The following is a 19,451-nucleotide window of genomic DNA, read 5'->3' as shown; positions in this document are numbered from 1 at the left end:
CGGATTGCCGAGGCTCATTTTACTGAAAACTGTGAACCGGATACGGTAAACTCAGGATGCGATTCGTTTAAGTTTAACGTTTTCGACTGGTCGGATAACCAACGGTACTTTTTCGATTTTAACGGAGCTACTATCCAGTCCAAACCAACGATCTTCGGAAGTAGTAAAGCCTTTGATTCCGAAGTAAAGGTTCATAATAAATCGTTCGCGGACGGGCAGCTCGTTCTCAAAGGAAAGGAACTTTTCCAGTACTACGAACCGGAAATCACCGATAACGTTCTGACCCCGAAGTGATTCGTAACGGCTGGTAATGTCCACTTCTTTATTTTTCACCATATCCTCGATAACTTTTCGAAAGAACAGGTTTATGCGTTGCTCGACCCGAAACCCAAGTTTGAATGTCACTTTATAGGCATCATCCGGAGCGATGGTATTCACTTTGTATTCCATCGTATAGGGATCGTCGGTGATATCGACATGGACAAACCAATAGATATCGGCCCGCTTAGGTCGTTTCTGGAAGATCGAATAAATAATTTTAGACTCGATTTCCGATTGCCGGGCCGCGTTACTCATAAAGACGAGGTGCGTAGCGTACTTGGGAATACTGATGTCGCGACTCAACTCTTTAATAGCCTGCACATAATGATCGATCCGGACATATTCGGTCAGGCGGAGTTTGATCTGGAACGCCTGTAGCCAGATGTACATGACGCCTGCAATGGTAAACCCAATCAACAGCGATACCCAGCCACCATGCGGGAATTTGATCAGATTGGCGACTAAAAACGAGCCTTCAATGCCCAGATAAACGGTTAGAAAAAGGACAACGCCCCAGGCCTGGTATTTTTTGGTATACAAATAATACGACATCAGAAGCGTAGTCATGAGCATTGTCAGTGTAATGGCCAGACCGTAGGCTGCTTCCATATTCGATGACTCACGGAAGTAAAGGACGACCCCTACACAACCCGCCCAAAGTAACAGGTTAACGCTTGGCACATAGAGCTGTCCTTTCTGAACGCTTGGATAACGCAGTCGAACTTTAGGCCAGAAATTCAGTCGGATAGCTTCGCTGATGAGTGTAAACGAGCCACTTATGAGTGCCTGACTGGCAATAACTGTAGCGGCTGTGGCAATTACGATTCCAATTGTCAGGAACCAGGGCGGCATGACTTCGTAGAAAGGAATGCGCTCACCCAATACTTTCCCTTCCTGACTTACCAGCCACGCACCCTGCCCGAAATAATTCAGGATCAGGCAGGTTTTAACGAAAACCCAGCTAACCCGAATATTCGACCGGCCACAGTGGCCCATGTCGGAATAGAGGGCTTCGGCCCCCGTTGTACAGAGGAAAACTGACCCCAGTAACCAAAAACCACCCGGATATTCTGACAATAGCCACCACGCATAGTAGGGATTAAGGGCCGCCAGAATGCCAGGTGCCTGCGCAATCTGCACAATGCCGAGGGTACCCAGCATGACAAACCAGACCAGCATGATCGGGCCGAAAGCTGTACCAACTACGCTCGTGCCAAAGGCCTGGATCAGGAACAGTACAGTCAGAATGGCAATAACGATCTTGATAATCAGCACTTCGGTTATTGCTGGATACAGCAACCGAAGTCCTTCTACGGCCGATGAGACCGAAATTGGCGGAGTGATAATTCCATCGGCAAGCAGGGCTGAGCCACCAATAATGGCTGGCAGCGTAAGCCACCGGGCGTGTCGGCGAACCAGTGCATACAAGGCAAAAATACCACCTTCACCCCGGTTGTCGGCCCGCAGAATCAGGATTACATACTTAACCGTCGTTTGCAGCGTCAGTGTCCAGAACACGCATGAAAGAGCGCCCCTCACAACATCGGCCCGAATGACGTTCCCAGCTCCAATAATAGCCCTGAGTGTATACAGGGGCGATGTACCAATGTCACCATAAATAATACCCATTGCTACCAGCAGACCGGCAGCGGTGACAGAGTCCAAATGCTTCTTATCTTCCATAAAAAGGGCTAACGCCTTGTCGTTTTACGAGCGGGTCAAAACGGGGCAAAGATAGCCGATGTTTAGATTCATCAGCGTTGGTTCCTTCGAAAGTTGATATTTTGTCTGCCCTGCATGAAAACTAACCATCGAGCCATTGCGTAGGTTTACCATAAACAAGGTCTGAAGACCTGAAATTAGATTGTTAGTTTGTACCTGAATGAGTATTCGCTACCCCCGCACGGCCGTCCTGCTATTTTCCTTACCGGCACACCTCGATGCTGTCCGCAAACGGCTTGCCATCTGTCGGGGGGCATCGGAGACTAAAGGAACGAAACGCAATAGGGCATTTTGGGAGGCCATGCAACAGCTGGCTGTTGCAAAAGTACGGGCTGCCGGGCTAACGTGTGTACATTCAACCGAAATAGTATCAACCACTGATTATTCGGCACCCTTCGGGGAGCAATTGCGCATTGCCGTACGGGCTGTGCTAACGAAAGGCTTCGATCAGGTGATTGTCATCGGGAATGACTGCCCCGATCTGCGGGTTAGTGACCTGCGTTCAGCCGCCAATGCGCTGAATCAAGGCCAGTTGCCAGTTGGTTACGATCAGCGGGGAGGTGTTTTTCTCTTTGGCCTTGATCGGCGGATACTGGCAAATCGTCCAGCTCATGCATTAGCAAATCTTCCGTGGCAAACCCCACAACTCGGGGCCGCGTTGACGAATTTTCTAAGCAATTCGTTTGGCGGAGTAATGACCCAGTCAACTATCCGAACCGACTGGAACAATCGTTCTGATCTACGGTCAGGAGCGTGGTTATCAGGAGCCTTTACCAGTCTGGCACAAAAAATATGGGAACTGGTCGTTACGGTTTCTATCCCGTCTAACACCCTTGTGTTGCGTTCCGTCGACAAGGCAACGCATTCCTATGGTATGCGTGCTCCACCCGTTTCCTGCTAATCATTTTTTTGATCTCCCATGAGCCGTTGTCGGTCGTAGGTTACGTGTGATCTGAGCACACCTACGACGGCCCTGCGCTAGAAAATGGGTTCGTAGTCATTTACGAATGCCCTTACAATCATGAATTTACCCTGGTTATCTAGTTTATCCTATTACAACCTATGAGAAATTTTTCTCTTCTCTGGCTCATGATGAGTCTGGCAATTACGGCTGTTGCTCAAACTGCCGACCTGGATGTAAGCGTCCGTGAGCTAACCCGTCAGCAGGCAAGCGCCGGGCAAACGGTTTATCTCGAAAACCCGTCTATTGGCCTTACCCTGTCAGTAGAGACCGATGCCAATGGAAAGGTTTTATTCCGCTCACTGTCTCTAAACGGGATTTATCGGGTCTACACCAAGGAAACCGACCAATATGCCGAAACGAACGCCGAAAACATCATTCTCCGGGCCAATTTCCGGCGGAGCGTTACGCTTCTACTACCCATAAAACGGGAGATCAACCTAACGGAAGTGAACGTCAGGAGTACAAGTGCTTCCCGTATCAATACGACCAACGCCGAAGTATCGTCGGAACTGGATGGCAAAAAAGTGGAAGAATTGCCCGTTGAAGGGCGCGATATTACCCGTGTGTTGTATCGACTACCCAATGTGAGCCAGGCAACGGGTTTCTTTACTGAAGCCCCAAACGTGAGTATCAACGGTGCCAATGGGCTTTTCAATAACTACATGATTGATGGGATGGACAACAATGAGCGGTTTCTGGGTGGTCAGAAGTTTGCCATTCCTGTTGGATTTACCCGAAATGTGACAGTGCTGACCAATAACTATTCGGCCGAATTCGGGAATACGGGGGGCGGTATCATCAACATCACGAGTAAGTCAGGCAGCAACGAAACCACTGGCGAGGTCTTTCTGCTAAGTCGCCCCGGTTCAGCAATTGATGCCCAGACAAGCTATCCATTACGCGATCTGTCGGGCAATCAGGTGAAAGACGGATTTGCCCGCTATCAGGGCGGTTTTGGTATCGGTGGCGCTCTTGTCAAAAACAAAACGTTCTATTACCTGAATGCAGAGCACACAACCGATGTTAAAGACAACCTTCTGACTTCGCCCCAATTAGGTGTCAATGAAACGGTGCGTGGCACCAATCGATTTACTTATATTTCCGGGAAACTGGATCAGTTCTGGACCGATCGCTTTAAATCATCGTTGCGGGTAAATATAGGGCAGGTAGCTATTGGGCGTCAGGCGGGTGGTCTTACGGGCGGAATCGCCTTTCCGTCAGCAGCCAACGCGCAGGACCGGAATTCCTTGCTGATTGCCTCCCGCAATACGTATACCACCGCCCGATTCGCGTCTGAAACCAACATTCAGTACAGCAGCTTTCGCTGGAACTACGCCCATGCGACGAATCCAGACAGTCCCGACGTGACGGTGCTCAATCCAGCTGGTCAGGGCATTGCCTATCTCGGCCACCCTGGTTATCTGTTCGATTCCCACGAGAATACGCTTCAGGTCCAGCAAAAGGTCTCCTTTTACCGTGGCAATCACACCATCCGGGCTGGTGCCGAGATCATCAGTGCGCGACATCGGCTGTTCGGGGGCGGCAATCCCAACGGAAGTTATACCGTTCAGTTAACGGCCGCCCAGTTAGCCGGACTCCGCGAACGAAATCTGGGAGCGGCCCTTAGCCCTGCCGACATCCCGGCTGATGCGAAAGTGCTCGGCTATTCGGTCGAATTACGACCGGCTTCGTTCGGCACAACCCAAACCATTTATACGGCCTATGTTGAAGACCAGATCACGGCTGGCCCGCGCCTGAACCTGACACTGGGTCTGCGCTATGATTACGATAATCTCTCGAAAGGTGGAGCCAGTTCGGGCGATTTCAACAACGTGGCACCCCGCGCCAGTTTCAATTATAAACTCACTGGCCGTTCGGCCGTTCGCGGTGGTGTCGGGCTGTTTTACGACAAGATTCTGTATACTGTTTATAGCGATGCGCTTCAGCAGAATAATACGGGGGCCGACTTCAAACGGCAATTGCAGTATTTTGCTGAGAAAGGCATTTTACCCGCCAATACAGACCTGAACCGGGTGACGTTTGACGGCAATCAGACGGTTGGACCCGGCTACAACAGCGCCGGGCAATCGTTCGGTTATCTGCAGGGTCCATCGGCGGCTTCGTTTGCCGGACAGCGGAATAACTTCAGTGGTGAACGTCGCATTCTGAATCCCAGTGGCTACCAGAATCCCTATACGTTTGAGTCAACGCTTGGCTATCAGTACCAGGTGAGCGACAAGTTGCTGTTTTATGCCGATGTGGTTTACAATGAGTCTTATAACCTCTTCCGTACCACAAACCTGAATGCCCCGTCGGCCTGGGATTATAACGTGAGTGCTCAGCAAAAAATCGCCCGATCGACCGATGCGGCTAACCTTACCCGGCCCGTACCCATTGCCAACGGGGCAGGAACCATTAACGGCCAACTGCTTACGGGTGTAGCGCAGAGTGTGGTGATGACCGAAGACAAGGGGCGTTCGCGCTATACGGCACTGAGCTTGAATTTACAGAAAGACCGGGCCAGTGATGCCTATGCTTACCGCCTGATTTATACGCTTTCGCGATTGTATAACGACACGGAAGACGTCAATTTTCGGGCAATGGATGCGAATAAGTTCAGCGCCGAATGGGGCCCATCCGTAAACGACAGACGGCACATTATCAACGGCATTTTTAACTACTATGTCGGCCAGCGATTTACGGTTACAATAGCCGCTTTACTTCAGAGTGGACAACCGATTAACCGAATTCCCGACGCGACGAAATACGTAGTTGTCGATCAGAATTTAAAGCCGCTCCTTGGTCCCGATGACAGGCCAGTAACCAGCAATGATCTTAATGGCGATGGCAGCGCCTTTGGCGATACGTACAATGGGAGCACCGACCGTCAACCCGGCGAAAGCCGCAACTCAGATCGACTACCCTGGTCGAAAGTAATTGATGTAAGCCTGCTATACAACCTGCCGGTAGGGGCTAAAACACGGCGCATTGAAATTCGGGCCGATATCTTTAATGTACTGAATACCAATAACCTCAGTGGTTACCCAAACAATGCTACGCAAAGCAACCAGATTCAGGTTGGGCCTCGTGGCAGCGGCATTGTACAACGAAATGCAGGACCTCCACGCCAGTTTCAGTTTGGTGTGCGGTATTTATTTTAACGAACTGGTTCAATGGTAAAAACCAAAAGTTGCCTTTATTCGTACGTACGGCTTCCACCAATCCTCCTAGCTGGTTTTGTTTAATTAGGTGTGTTTGAGCAGACGGTCCGTTCCCTGAGCGGACCGTCTCTATTTTTGCGATTCGCCCGGCATTTTAATTACCTTGTCAGGTTGGCCTTCCTGTGTAGTTTACAGCGACAGGTTCTCCGGCAATGTTTACCGTTTTTTTCCATGAAGAGAAGCATTTTTATCGTCTTTTTGATCGGAGCACTTAGTTGCTCATCGTCTGAGCAACGAGATCCGGCCACCATTCTGAAGCAATCCTGGGAACAAATAGAGGAACGCGGTCGTGACCAGCCGGTCACGCTGTTTATGTGGCTCGGCGACCCGCTTATCAACGATTACATGAACAAATACGTTAAACCAGCGATCAGGAAGCGATACGGTATCGACTTGCGGATATCTGCCGGTCAGGGCGCACAGATTGTGCAAACACTGGTAGCCGAACACGACGCGGGCCAATCGAGCCAGATCGATCTGGCCTGGATCAACGGCGAAACGTTTTATCAACTCCGGCAGATCGATGGCCTGCTCGGCCCCGTGACCGATAAGATGCCCAATGCCCGATACATCGATTTTTCGAACCCGTTTATTGGCACCGATTTTCAGCAGCCGGTTGCCGGCATGGAATGTCCGTGGGGAAACGTGCAACTGGCCGTTATTTACGATTTGCGGAAGGCGCCAGCTCCCCCAAAGTCGTTTGCTGATTTTCCGGCTTACGTAAAAGCACATCCCGGCCAGATGACCATACCCAATGAGTTTACGGGAATGACACTCCTGAAATCCTGGATGATTGCCCTTTCGGGTGATCCGAAGCTATTTCAGGGTACGTTTCGCGAAGACGTTTATACCAAATGGTCGGGTGAGCTTTGGAAACAGATCAATGCGCTAAAACCGTATTTCTGGAAACAGGGGCAAACGTTTCCTGAACAATTGTCGACTTTACACCAGCTGTTTGCAAACGGTGAAGTTGCTTTTACGTTCTCCAACAATGATGCTGAAGTGGACAATAAGGTAAATCTTGGCTTTTTCCCGAAAACAGCCCGTGCCTATGTGCCTGCGCCCGGTACCATTCAGAATTCGCACTATATGGGCATCATCAAACAGGCTCAGCACCCCGAAGCGGCCATGCTGGTGGCTAACTTCCTGATGTCGCCGGAAGCTCAGTTGAAAAAAATGGACCCGAACGTCTGGGGTGATCATACGGTGCTGGACCTCAAAAAACTGCCTGCCAGTTACCGCGCCCGGTTCGAGAATTTACCAACCCGCCAGTATGCCCCCAAACGTGAATCGATTCAGGGAATGGCTTTTCAGGAGCCCGCACCAGCGTACATGACCAGACTCTATAAAGATTTTCGGACTTATGTTATCGAAAAATAATATAATCCGGAAAGGCACACTTGTCCTCTACGCCTTATTCGTTTTAGGCTTTCCGCTGGCGGGACTGGTCAATGCATTCTGTGTAAGCGTTGGTCTGGCAGGGCCACTGGCCACTGGGCTCACCGGACGATACTGGCAACAACTTCCCACTGAAACATCGCTGCTCCTTTCGCTGGGATTTAGTCTATTCGTAGCGATTATGTCGATGGGGCTGGCGGTCCTTATCGGACTGGCTCTGGTTCTAAAACGGCAGACTATGCTCAGGCTCCAGCCCTTCCCGACTCTGCTTTACGTGCCACTGCTGTTTCCGTCACTCGTGGTGGCGTTTTATCTCTTTCAATTGCTGAGCGGATCGGGCTGGCTGTCGCGAATTACCCACACAATCGGGCTGACCAGCACACCGGACAATTTTCCGGCCCTGATTCAGGATAGAGTGGGTTTGGGTATTATTCTGGCACAGGTCGTGCTGGCATTTCCATTTTTTACCCTTCTGTTCCAGTCGCTATACGACGATGCCCGGCTGGACGATCTACGAAATCTGACCCGAACGCTGGGTGCATCAGAAAGCCAGTTTCACCGACGGGTGGCTGCCCCGATTCTCCTTCATCGGGCAGCTCCTACGCTGGTTCTATACGGTGTTGCCGTATTGGGAGCGTATGATATTCCGCTGTTACTCGGCCGTACGTACCCACAGATGCTATCCGTATTTATTACGACGCGGCTCCAGCGGTTCGATCTTGCCGAATTACCGACAGGCTATCTCATTGGATTTTTAATCACGGTCATCCTGATGGCCATCATTTTCTGGACAACCAGATTAACCCAACGCCATGCGATCTAACCCAATTCTGACCAGTGTACTGATCGTATTGTTCGGTCTGCCGTTTGTCTTACTGGGTTTACTGGCACTAGGTCAATACTGGCGGTTTCCCGACATACTCCCACCCACGTATTCATTCGACGCGCTGGCAAGGCTACTCTCCGCCGATGGCGAACTGAGTATCGGCTTGCTTCTGAGTTTGTTTATTGCTACAACAGTCTCCGTTTTGTCAACAGGATTGGGCTTTGTTATTGCCCGAGCGGTGGCACTTTCCAACCACCCGGCCCGGTGGGTAATACTGAGTTACCTCCCCTATGCGCTGCCGCCGGTACTGCTGGCGGTTCTGATTCAGCCTTATTTTATCCGGCTTCACTTATCCGGTTCGATTGCCGGGGTAATCGTCGCTCTACTGTTGATCACGGTTCCCTTCTGCACGCTGTTTTTTCGAAGTTTCTGGGGCCAACAGGCTATTCAGTATGAGCAATTAAGCCGAACGCTGGGCTGTTCACAACGACAGGCTTTCCTGCATGTTTTGCTACCGCTGGCTCGTCCACTGCTGATTACCTGCCTGTTTCAAAGCTTTCTGCTCGCCTGGTTCGACTTTGGCTTAACGAACTATCTGAGCGTCGGAAAAGTCCGGACGCTGACGGTTCAGGTATTTCTTTTTGTCGGTGAAGCCAATAGCAGGCTGGCCGCAGTAGCCTCACTGTTGCTGCTGCTCCCTGCCGCACTGCTGTTGTGGCTGAACAAGAAGGCAATTGTCAGGCGGGTTTAATTGGTAGTTTATGCCTTTCAGCGTACAGCTTACAGTCAGATCAACCAATCGTAAACAAAAACTCTATCACAAACCCCAATTCATTGCTGGCTATTTTTAATCAAAGCCACATAAAACCGGATCATGTTTTGGTAGTCCTTAACGCCAATGCGCTCGTTTGTTCCGTGAATCGTTTGCGTTCCTTCGTCGTTCAAAGGCAGGGGTGAAAATCGATAAATTGCGGTTGATAATGCGGAATAAAACTTGGAATCCGTAGCGCCAAGCATAATATATGGGGCAACAGCTACATCCGGAAAAACACTTTTTATCGTTTTATGAATCGTCAGGAAAGCGGGCGTTTCAGGATCAGATACGGCGGCCGGATTATTTCCCTTGCCTAACACACTGACCGTAATGCTATCATTTTCGATAATTTCTTTCACTCGCTCAATCACTCCGTCGACGGTATCACCGGGTAATAACCGAAAATTAATGGTCGCCGTTGCATCGATGGGTAACACGTTATCTTTAGCACCGGCTCTGAAAATGGTAGGGGCCGTTGTGGTTCGGATGGAAGCGTTACCCGATTTTGTCTGGGCCAGTGTCTTTTCAATTAGCGGAGCAAACAGCCATTGGTTAGCAAAGACAATTCGTTGGCCAAATGATACCTCCGAGGCCAGATAATCCAGCAGGTGATCGACACCGCCGTCCAGACGGGCAGGGAACGGCTGTTTTTCCAATTTGCTGATGGCTTCGGCCACCATTCCGATGCTGGTTTGCGGAGGAGGCATCGACGAGTGGCCGCCTTTTCCTACCGCCGTCAATTCCAGACTCAGGTAGCCTTTTTCGCTGATCCCGATCAGCGCTACCGGTTTTTGCATTCCCGACACACCATCGGTTTTAATGATCCCCCCTTCATCCAGAATATATTCCAGTGAAACTGATCGTTTTTTCAACGCTGCGGCAATTGTTTGAGCACCGCGCAAACCTGAGGTTTCCTCATCCTGTCCGAAGGCGAGAAACAGCGTGCGTTCGGGCTGAAAACCGCTTTGTAACAAATATTCGGCCGACTCCAATAACCCGATTACACTCATTTTATCATCGAGTGTGCCGCGACCATAGAGATACCCATCCTCAACAATGCCGTCGAAAGGTGGTTTCTTCCACATCCGTTGCGTTCCCTGAATTACGGGCACAACGTCATAATGACCCATCAACAGGATCGGTTTCAAAGACGGATTACTGCCTTTCCATTCGTAGAGTAGGCCATATTGATTAAAAGTTTCCTGTTTTAGCCGTTGGTGAACAAGCGGAAATGAAGCCTTGATATAGGTCAGGAATTTATCAAACTGGGTAGTGTCTGTCAGTGCGTAATCTGTATAAGAAACGGTGGGAATTCGAATGGCTCCCGCCAGCCGCTGAATAGCTGAATCAGGAACATGGATCGGCGTTGCTGGTGGTACGTTTGTCAATTGATGCGACGTCAATCGGACTGTATTCACGAGCAAAACAATAATGAGTAGTCCAAGCAAAACTACCAAAGCACGTAACACCAGTTTCATTCTAGTTCAGGTCAGTTGAAGTGAAGGTGCAATAAGGCCAAAAAATCGATATGTAGGCTTCAATTTGCTTTAAACCAAGTTTTTTCCTTATATTGTTCATATTCTACAGGTTACCTACCAATCCAGATAAAGCGGGAAATCGTATTCCCATTCATCCGAACGTTCGCAGGATGCTGTGCCACGTTTCTTTGGTGACGCAAGAGGTAAGCGCGGCACGGCTACTGCGAACGTTCGGATGATTTTTTTCGAACTGAACTCTACCTAAAAGCATTTCTATTTTCTAAAACAATTGCCGGAATGACCAGCAATTGCGTCTCCACGGAACCCGCTTCGCAACTACTCCTGCCCTACGTATAAAACGCGGCAGCCAGCAGATCAACCGGTTGTATGACTAAGCGGCATTGGTGTTAGTGAACCTGCTGATCACTGAAAAATTCTTACTTTCGCATTATGCTTGACGTAGCTTCCCTGTCAAAACAATTTGGTCAAACACCTGTCCTGAATAACCTTACATTCGATCTTCCGGCAGGTCAGGTGATGGCCGTTCTGGGTCGGTCAGGCTGTGGCAAAACAACCCTGCTAAAAATTCTGGCCGGGCTTGAAACGCCGGACACTGGCGAGGTGCTAATGGATGGGCAAAGTATTCTGAGTGTGCCCCCGGAACGTCGTCAGGTCGTTTATCTCTATCAGGAACCGCTTTTGTTTCCGCACCTGAACGTATTTGAGAACGTAGCGTTCGGGCTTCGTATCCGAAAAGTAACGAACGAAATGGTCGATCACCTGGTGCATGAACTACTGGCGGATCTGGAACTAAGCGATCAGGCAAAAAAACAACCCAGTCAATTATCGGGAGGGCAACGTCAGCGGGTTTCATTTGGACGGGCACTGATCATAAAACCCCGGCTGTTACTTCTTGATGAACCCTTCGGCAACCTCGATGCGCAAACACGCGCCACCATGCAAACCCTTTTTGGGAGAGTGGCCCAACAATATAAGATGACAGCCCTGTTCGTCACGCACGACACCCGCGAAGCCCTGACAGTCGGCACCTCCTTCGGCTACCTCGACCAAGGCGTTATGACTTCCTACGAATCAGTAACCGATTTTGTCAATGACCCACGTACGGGCGTTCATGCCGAACTGGCGTTCTGGGAATCCGTGCAATTGAGGGGCCGGAAAGCGGTTTCTTCCACGCCCCCATTGCCCTGATTACCTGCCAGCCAATTTACCCGTTTCCTTCCTAAATATTCCGTTACGCATGAGCATGAATACCAGAAAGCCGAAAAATAGTTGGATAAAAAGTCGGATGTAATCAGGAGGAAAATCGACCGACATAAAATCATTCATCGACTCATCATAATACGCCTGCAGTGAGTCTTGAGGCTTTAGCGCGTCAAAATCATCGCCACTGATTGGAATGATGCGTTCCTGTTGCTGGTATCGTATCCTTGCGCGATACTCATACCATCCAGAGCTGGATCTGGAACTTCGCCGATGTGAAATTCGCTGCGTATCCAGCACCCGAACGGTTACCGGATGCCCGTTCCGTTTCAGCGCTTGATAGTACTCATAATATTTCCAGCTATCGTAGGTAAAGAAAATACAGGCGATGCAAAGCACAATGACAAGCACGATCCGGGCAATATCCTGTAAAAAAGTCAGCGGCAGAATCGTTACCAGAACACCCGTAATGATAAAAAACGATGCTGTAGCCAGGACCAGGCAGAGCAGCAACAGGCGATTTTCAGCGCTAAATGTACTGACCGTGCTCCAATCGACCAGGCGCGATTTTAGGGTAGATCGATTAAAATGAACACCACTATTCGGCTGTCTGAACGCATCATAGCGAGGATGATACAGTAGCGAGACGTCATCACCCGACCCAACAAACACGCTTTCCATAACGAACCGGATTGGGTAGTCTTTATTGTTATATCTGACCGTGAGGTAAGTGCTGTTGCTTAGTATATCGCGCCAGGATTTCTGTTGCTGGTTCGCCTGAACAACAGGTACGGAAATGAGCTTTCCTACTTTCGTAAACTCATTCTGCAGTTTCTCTTCTTCATAAAAACCCCAGCAAACCCAGGTTGCCGCTCCCAAAATGACGGCCAGAACGACCGACATAATGAACGTATAGATTCGGCCTAAGGTAGCAAAGAAGTCTTTGAGCATCCTGGTAGAGCATTGACGTGACGGAACATGTCGATTCTCTAAAGTTAATTCACTGACAAATCCGCTTCAGCAGGAAATTCGTGAACGGTAGGATGCACTGAGTGGATTGGTGATAAAACAACCAAACCGGGCAATAAGCGTAAAGACTACGTTTAGCAACGTGATGGTCGAAGTAAGTCTTTACTACGGCACCGGTTTGATCGTATTAAAAACAGCAAGGCAACAGGCGAAAAGAGTATGGCGCTCTACCCAGCTGAGCTACATTGGAACGTTATCCAATGGCCGGACTCGAACCGGCGACTGCCCGATTAAAAGTCGATGGAACTCTTCTCTACGGCACTTGCTAAAAGCAATATAGGGCAACAGACAAATAGGGTTTATGCTCTACCCCTGAGCTACAACAGATTTCTCCGCTGGCCGGATTCGAACCGGCGACCCTATCGACCGAAACGAAGTAACCCTATTTTACGGCACCTGCATTGTTCAAACTAACAGGAGTAACAAACGAAGTGAGCATGGGGCATGGCAAGCCGGAGTCGAACCGGACCATCTCGCTTCACGGTGTAAGCCACATGATTCCTCCCCTGGGTGCTACGAAGTAACTCACCTCTACGACATCCTGTAAACCTATAAGGTCTTCCTAAACTTCTCCATAAACCTATAAGGTCTCAAAGACCTTATAGGTTTGGTTTGGCATCATAGCACAATTTCGTCAATTGCGCTTAGCGTTGTTTGGCCCTCTTCGAGTGCTTTTAACACATCGAATACTTTATCTGACCAGCCAGCAATCAGATAGACATCGTATGATTCTACCCGTAAAGGCACCTGACCATATCCCGCCAGATCGAACAAATATAATCGGGCATCGGGAAACAGATTTTTATACTGTGCCCATTTTGCCGCCATCGTGTTGTTCACAGCCTGATTGTTGGTCGTGCTATCCCACAACTGCGTATCCGTAAAAAGCATGATCTTGTCGGCTTTGTATTTCCGCTTGATCAGATCATCGAGTACCAGATACCCATTGGTTGCATAGCCAACCTCACCCTCCCGCTGATAAAACTCATCGACGTTAGCCAGGATATGCTTTGCTGGCAGGGCGACCGTTTTCCAACGGTCACCAAACATCCCGCTCAGCACGTTTTTGCATTTAGCCTGTAGAAGCATTCCCAACAGCAACCCAATGTCATACAACAAAACTTTGCTCTTCGGCGAAACAGCTTTCTGCATGGAGCCCGACACATCGCAGGCGACAACAACACGTGTTTGCGCCCCGAAACCACGCAGGTTAGCCACACTGGCATAAACTGCGGCTTCCAGTGCTTCGAGGACCATTGGTACAGAGCCCAGTTGCAGTGCTTTTAGTTCACGGTAAGCCGAAAGAAAACGAAAGGGCAATTGCTTAGCGTTCCGGACGGCTTTTTCGTCAGCCAGCAAGGCACATACCTTTTCGACATGCCTTTCGCTGATTCCTGCTTCGAGCATGTTCCGTAGGTTTCGCAGTGTAGCCATATAACCCAGCCGACCACTATCGATCAGTTCTTCCCATTTGACTCGTACGGCTGCGTTTTTTTCGGCTTCAGAAGCAAATACCACCTGCCCTAATGCACTCAACTCCGTTTCCCAGGTATAGGGCGTGTTCAGTGAACCGGCAACAATTTTATTGAACACGGCTTGCTGAATTTCATTCTTTGCTTTTGGGTGAACAAGAAACAAGGCATCACGAAGTCTAACAGCCGTATCTTTATTGTATTTGGCAAACTGGTATTCATCAAACTTGTTGAATGCCGAAGCCAGTCCTTTCTGCATCTGTTTGGAGAGCCGGTTCAATTTCTTAGCACCTGCACGCTGGTTGGTTACCTGATAATAGGCCAGCAATTCCGTTATTTCGTCGGGGCGTTGCACAGCCCGACCAACCGCCTGCCCGACCAGAGCATCGCCGTTGTGAACTTTCGCCAATTCACCCAACAGCACGACCGGGGCCGAACGCAGGTTCATCTGCTCCCGTACATAAACAGCGAGTTTAGCCACAAACACTGGGTCAACCTTTCCGATCAATTCCTGAATCCTGGCGAGACGCTGGTCCGATTTTTCATAGTATGAATCGTTCAGCATTGTCGTCACTACGGCCGAATACAACTCCACCTCCGGTGTCATAGCATACGCTTTGGCCCCTTCATGGTTGAGTGTCTGTGCTGCATTGCGGTTGAAAAAGTTGAATTTCATGATCGTCGGCGTTTGTTTGATAAACTTGACGATACAAAGGTTTCAGGCACCTGCGCAGTCTTTTTGCGCAGTAGAATTTTTTTCAGTACTTCTAAAAATTCTACTTGAGTCGTGTTTTTACTTTCGCATAGCCCTGTAAAAAATGGTGTTGGAGTGGTGGAGTCAGTTTCTAAAAACTGACTCGTAAAGGAGTATTCGCCGATGCTACGGTTTGCTGTGTCAGTTTTAAGAAACTGACACCACGCCAAGAAACTGATACCACACCATCACACCGATAAACCTGACCTCACTCACTACATTAACTGTTAAACAGTGCCAAAGCGGGGGTCAACTCATCAACTTTAGCGATTTAATCTCCCATCAGTAACCTATCAGTTGACGCTCAGTTCCACCAGAACAGGCAGATGATCTGATGCGTATTGCTCGTCAATTACCTTTGTTGACAGGCTTTTAAACGTCCCATCTGGTTTGTACATAACAAAATCGATGGTTCGGTTCGGATTTACGACCGGTATCGTAGGTAAACACGTCTGACAGCTTCTGGTGAAATTCTGGTCGAAAAGCCCAATAACTTTACTACCGGGCAATGCATTAAAATCACCCCCCAGGATCATTGGAAGACCAGTTTCTTTAAAATGCCTGATAATCAATTCAGACTGAGTCAGTCGATTGGGTTCTTTCAAATCCAGATGGGTGCTGGCAAAAATGATCTTTTTGCCTTTCGCTACCTCTACCGTAATGGCTGCTATTGTCCTGACCTCCCCTCCTATTGCCGGATCAATTGGCAGAATAAATCGGGTTGAATCAAGGATTGGAAACCTCGACAGGACGGCTACTCCATAATCGCCCCCCTGGTGATCGATGGCTTTCGAAAAAAAGAAATTCATCCCGGTCAGTCTTGCCAGCTCTTTAGCCTGGTTCAATCCTTTTCCAGAACGTTCCGTATTTACATCGACCTCCTGTAACGCCACGAAATCGGGTTTTTCATTCGTAATAACACGAGCGACGGCCTCCACATCAATTTTAGTTCCGGCCGATGGCGGATTGCAGTGATGAATGTTGTACGTCATCACTTTCAGATTCTTTATTTTCTTCGCCGGTTGTTTTGACTCCACCGATGGGGCTTCGATGGCGTAGGTAGCTAATGAAATAAGGAGAAAAAATAGGGTAAGAATCGTTTTCATGCTGTTGGGTTTGTCAATTGGCCTGCTTACAGACACTATTAGCTTCGGGCTTTTTTCGGGATCGTGTATTTTCCTACTACTTCCCCATCGTCACGGATCATTTTCAGGTTAAGCTCTTTGCTGGTAGCGTGTAATTTGATTAGCGTTCGGTTTCCTTCGATCGGACCACCACCAATCACGATCGGATAATTGTGCGTTGCATCAGGATCATGGGTGCCATAACGATGCGTATGGCCCGAAAGCTGAAGGTCAATTTTTGCCTTATTCAGCAACGGGCCGAAAACTTCACGACCATGCATAGGGCCATGCCAGTCGCCCGAATGATAGGGAGAGATATGGATCAGGACAATCCGAAAAGGCGCTTTTTTAAAGTCATTGCTTTCAATTTCTTTTTCAAGCCACTTTTTCTGAGTTTCCCGATATCGATCAAAGGCCGACAAGCCGCCATATTCAACACTGTCGTCGGCTTTGTCCTCTCCCGAATCCAGGATAACGAATCGTACGGGACCGCGTGTGAACGCATAGTAGTATTTACCTTCGGGATAAGCAAAGTAAGCCGGAATGTGTCTGGAGAAACTACCCCGGCATTCATGATTGCCCTGGGTCAGGATGAAGGGCATTTCTGAGGCAAAAATATCGACCGCAGGCTTGATCAGATGCTCGACCATCTGGTTTTCTTCCGTAACCCAGTCGAAGCAGTCTCCGTTGAACACAACAAAGTCATAATCCCGTTTATTGCCCGTATAACCGTGACGGTATAGTAACTGGGGAATAATCTGAGGTCGGTCATGAATGTCATTAAAAACAACCATTTTGAACTCTTCCTCATTCTCTGCCGGTGTTTTAAAGCCATACAATGGGCTGGTGATGGTTTCACCAAACTCAACCTTTGAGCCTTTATAGCCCAGAATCTCGGTGGAAACGATCCGGTACTTATGGTCGGTCCCGGAATTTAGTCCGGAAAGGGTTATTTTATTGATTCGATTATTCGCTTCAATCAACCCGTTGGTATAACCAAATTCCCGTTTGCTGGTAAAAGTACCGGCTCCATATTCCACCCAGCTAAAACAGTTTTTATGGGTAATCCACATGATTGTCACTTCATTCGTACCCATATTCTGAAGATAGGGACCGACCACGAAATGGTTTTTCTCCTCGGCTGGAACAGTGGCCGATTCATTGGCTAGTACGGGAGCAACAGGAAGCAGACTAAGCGCCCCGATCTGCGACATTTTTTCAAGAAATGACCGTCTGTCTGAAAGCATTCGATAGGAAGGAATTAGAACGAAAACGTTTAGATTTATACGACAACAGATTGTAGTAAATGCTTTCTACAATCTGTTGTCATACTGTTTATAACCGATGTATACACCAATTTTACTTATCCAGCTTACTCCCAGTTAGGATTCTGCGTCAGTTTGGGGTTTAAAAGGCGCTCCTGAGTAGGAATCGGATACAGGTAATCACGGGCTTCGTTGAATTTTTTGTTGATATGGCCATTGACTACAATGTTGCCGCCCTTGTTTCCATTTTCTAGCAAGATTTCGCTGCCTAATTTCAGGAGTTGCGCACCCGATACGTTCGGCTTATTGCCCTCATAGATAACCAGATCTACTTTTCCGTTCTTGTCCAGATCAAAACTGCCGACTCCCGGGAAATACATCCCTTTAAAGACTTTGGTTAAAAGTTGTCCTTCTTTCCAGCGAATGATGTCATCCCAGCGAAAGAAATTTTCCATGACCAGTTCAACACGGCGTTCCCGACGGATTTCCAGAATAACACCGGCATTGCTCCCTTTCAACTGCGAGTATTGCTGCGCCTGATACGGATCGGGGGTGGCGTTGGCAGTAGCCAGGTTGATGTTAGGCATGCCAACACGGTCGCGGGTCAGTTTCGTCGAACGGTCCAGATCGTCCTGTGTCAGCGTGCCCCGTTCCGCTTTGGCTTCCGCAAAATTCATCAGTACTTCCGCATATCGAAAAATCGGCATATCGGTAATGTCCTTGCTGAATGTATCCCACTTCGGTGCCGAGACGAACTTGATCAATTGATAGCCCGTAACTGTAGCCCCAAATTCAGGAACCAGCGGAACCGATTCACCAATCCGGGTATAGCCTGGTGTCCGGATGGTCTGCGCTAAACGGGGGTCACGGTTTTGTACTTCATCGGCGAATTGCATCGTGTCATAGCCCTTAACATCCGTAAAACGCGATCCATCGGCCATCAAATAACTGTTGACCAGCTTCTTCTCCAAACCAGGCTTTCCGTACGAAGCCGTCATCGTGTAGTAGTTCAGGTTATGATAAACCTGTAATTCGTCGCTGAAATCCCGTGCCAGAATCACCTCGTCCGGGATCGCGTTGTCTGACGAAAATAGCTTGAGATAAGCAGTAGAAGGCGTGGCTTTATAAATCGTATAGCCACTGTTCTTCATCAAATCATCGGAGGCAGCGATGCATTCGTCCAGAAACTTATCGGCATTGGGCAGACTATACTCAGGGTGATATTTCCGGAACGTACCTTCGTATAAAGCCATTCTGGATTTCAGCGCGAGCGCCGTCCATTTGGTAATGTTGTTTACCTGGCGGGAAGCCTCCAGATTGGCAATCGCGTAATTGATATCGGCCATCACCGAATCCATAACAACCGTACGCGGATCGCGTGCTTTCGTCAGCATTTCCTGATCCATCACATCGATTGGTCGTGAATACCAGGGGACGTCGCCAAACCGTTTGACCATGCCAAAGTAAAAATAGGCCCGGAAAAAGCGGGCAAGGCCATTGTATTTGGCAACGGCCTTTTTATCGGGGCATTTACCCGAATTGGCCAGAAAATAATTGATGTTCCGCAAGTTACCCCAGCTCCATCCGCCACCGCTTGTTGGCACGACCCGAGTTCCCTGTAGTTCGTCGCGAAGGCTGTTCTTCACCACATTATCGACGTCCTCATTGTATACATCTTCGGCAGTAGGCAGCGCATTATAAAATGAATTTGTATAAAGCAGGAGATCGTTTTCAGTATTGAAAAAGGTCTCAGGAGAAATAGCGTCCTGAGGCAGCAGGTCCAGATTACAGGACGCGAGGCCCAGGGCAAGGACTATGAAACTTATGATTTTTTTCATCGAA

14 protein-coding genes are annotated in these 19,451 nt (G+C 48.9%); 7 read left to right on the top strand and 7 right to left on the bottom strand.

Features of this window, described 5'->3' with window-relative positions:
• Positions 1 to 51: 51 nt before the first annotated feature.
• A complete protein-coding gene (locus tag GJR95_RS00735) occupies positions 52 to 2,004 on the bottom strand; it encodes a KUP/HAK/KT family potassium transporter (RefSeq protein ID WP_162384064.1) in 1,953 nt (650 codons plus the stop codon).
• Positions 2,005 to 2,203: 199 nt separating this feature from the next.
• On the opposite strand from GJR95_RS00735, the gene GJR95_RS00730 reads away from it, so the two are divergent.
• From GJR95_RS00730 to GJR95_RS00710, 5 genes are all read left to right on the top strand, one after another.
• On the top strand, positions 2,204 to 2,944 hold the full coding sequence (locus GJR95_RS00730; protein WP_162384063.1) for a DUF2064 domain-containing protein: 741 nt from the start codon (positions 2,204 to 2,206) through the stop codon (positions 2,942 to 2,944).
• Positions 2,945 to 3,105: 161 nt separating this feature from the next.
• Positions 3,106 to 6,168 carry a TonB-dependent receptor plug domain-containing protein gene (locus GJR95_RS00725; RefSeq protein WP_162384062.1) on the top strand — a complete coding sequence of 1,021 codons (3,063 nt, stop codon included), beginning with the start codon at positions 3,106 to 3,108 and terminating at the stop codon, positions 6,166 to 6,168.
• A 231-nt stretch (positions 6,169 to 6,399) separates the two neighbouring features.
• Entirely contained in the window at positions 6,400 to 7,608 is a 1,209-nt protein-coding gene (locus GJR95_RS00720) for an ABC transporter substrate-binding protein (RefSeq protein ID WP_162384061.1), read from the top strand.
• Entirely contained in the window at positions 7,592 to 8,449 is an 858-nt protein-coding gene (locus GJR95_RS00715) for an ABC transporter permease subunit (protein ID WP_232541038.1), read from the top strand. The genes GJR95_RS00720 and GJR95_RS00715 overlap by 17 nt, the downstream gene beginning before the upstream one ends.
• Positions 8,439 to 9,203: an ABC transporter permease gene (locus GJR95_RS00710; protein ID WP_162384060.1), complete on the top strand. Its 765-nt coding sequence runs from the start codon at positions 8,439 to 8,441 to the stop codon at positions 9,201 to 9,203. The genes GJR95_RS00715 and GJR95_RS00710 overlap by 11 nt, the downstream gene beginning before the upstream one ends.
• Positions 9,204 to 9,283: 80 nt before the next feature.
• Here the strand turns inward: GJR95_RS00710 and GJR95_RS00705 are convergent, their stop codons facing one another.
• Positions 9,284 to 10,744, bottom strand: coding sequence for a M20 family peptidase (locus GJR95_RS00705; protein ID WP_162384059.1), 1,461 nt, complete (start codon positions 10,742 to 10,744; stop codon positions 9,284 to 9,286).
• Positions 10,745 to 11,194: 450 nt separating this feature from the next.
• Here GJR95_RS00705 and GJR95_RS00700 point away from each other — a divergent pair, with 450 nt between their 5' ends.
• Positions 11,195 to 11,953: an ABC transporter ATP-binding protein gene (locus GJR95_RS00700; protein ID WP_162384058.1), complete on the top strand. Its 759-nt coding sequence runs from the start codon at positions 11,195 to 11,197 to the stop codon at positions 11,951 to 11,953.
• On the opposite strand, the gene GJR95_RS00695 is transcribed toward GJR95_RS00700, so the two are convergent.
• Positions 11,954 to 12,916: a hypothetical protein gene (locus GJR95_RS00695; RefSeq protein WP_162384057.1), complete on the bottom strand. Its 963-nt coding sequence runs from the start codon at positions 12,914 to 12,916 to the stop codon at positions 11,954 to 11,956.
• A gap of 479 nt (positions 12,917 to 13,395) precedes the next feature.
• On the opposite strand from GJR95_RS00695, the gene GJR95_RS42465 reads away from it, so the two are divergent.
• Complete coding sequence (locus GJR95_RS42465) at positions 13,396 to 13,518, top strand: hypothetical protein (protein ID WP_262889746.1); 123 nt, start codon at positions 13,396 to 13,398, stop codon at positions 13,516 to 13,518.
• A 94-nt stretch (positions 13,519 to 13,612) separates the two neighbouring features.
• On the opposite strand, the gene GJR95_RS00690 is transcribed toward GJR95_RS42465, so the two are convergent.
• The 4 genes from GJR95_RS00690 to GJR95_RS00675 all read right to left on the bottom strand — a co-directional run bounded on the left by GJR95_RS00690 (position 13,613) and on the right by GJR95_RS00675 (position 19,447).
• A complete protein-coding gene (locus GJR95_RS00690) occupies positions 13,613 to 15,142 on the bottom strand; it encodes a TROVE domain-containing protein (RefSeq protein WP_162384056.1) in 1,530 nt (509 codons plus the stop codon).
• 371 nt (positions 15,143 to 15,513) lie between these two features.
• Positions 15,514 to 16,326 (bottom strand): endonuclease/exonuclease/phosphatase family protein, encoded by an 813-nt coding sequence (locus GJR95_RS00685; protein ID WP_162384055.1) that lies wholly within the window; start codon positions 16,324 to 16,326, stop codon positions 15,514 to 15,516.
• A gap of 38 nt (positions 16,327 to 16,364) precedes the next feature.
• Complete coding sequence (locus GJR95_RS00680; protein WP_232541037.1) at positions 16,365 to 17,591, bottom strand: metallophosphoesterase family protein; 1,227 nt, start codon at positions 17,589 to 17,591, stop codon at positions 16,365 to 16,367.
• Between the two features lie 125 nt (positions 17,592 to 17,716).
• A complete protein-coding gene (locus tag GJR95_RS00675) occupies positions 17,717 to 19,447 on the bottom strand; it encodes a RagB/SusD family nutrient uptake outer membrane protein (RefSeq protein WP_162384054.1) in 1,731 nt (576 codons plus the stop codon).
• Positions 19,448 to 19,451 lie beyond the last annotated feature (4 nt).

The sequence above is a fragment of the Spirosoma endbachense genome (assembly GCF_010233585.1).
Lineage (GTDB): Bacteria > Bacteroidota > Bacteroidia > Cytophagales > Spirosomataceae > Spirosoma > Spirosoma endbachense.
The sequence above is the reverse complement of the archived record's forward strand: the minus strand, read 5'-3'. Positions and strand labels throughout refer to the sequence as shown.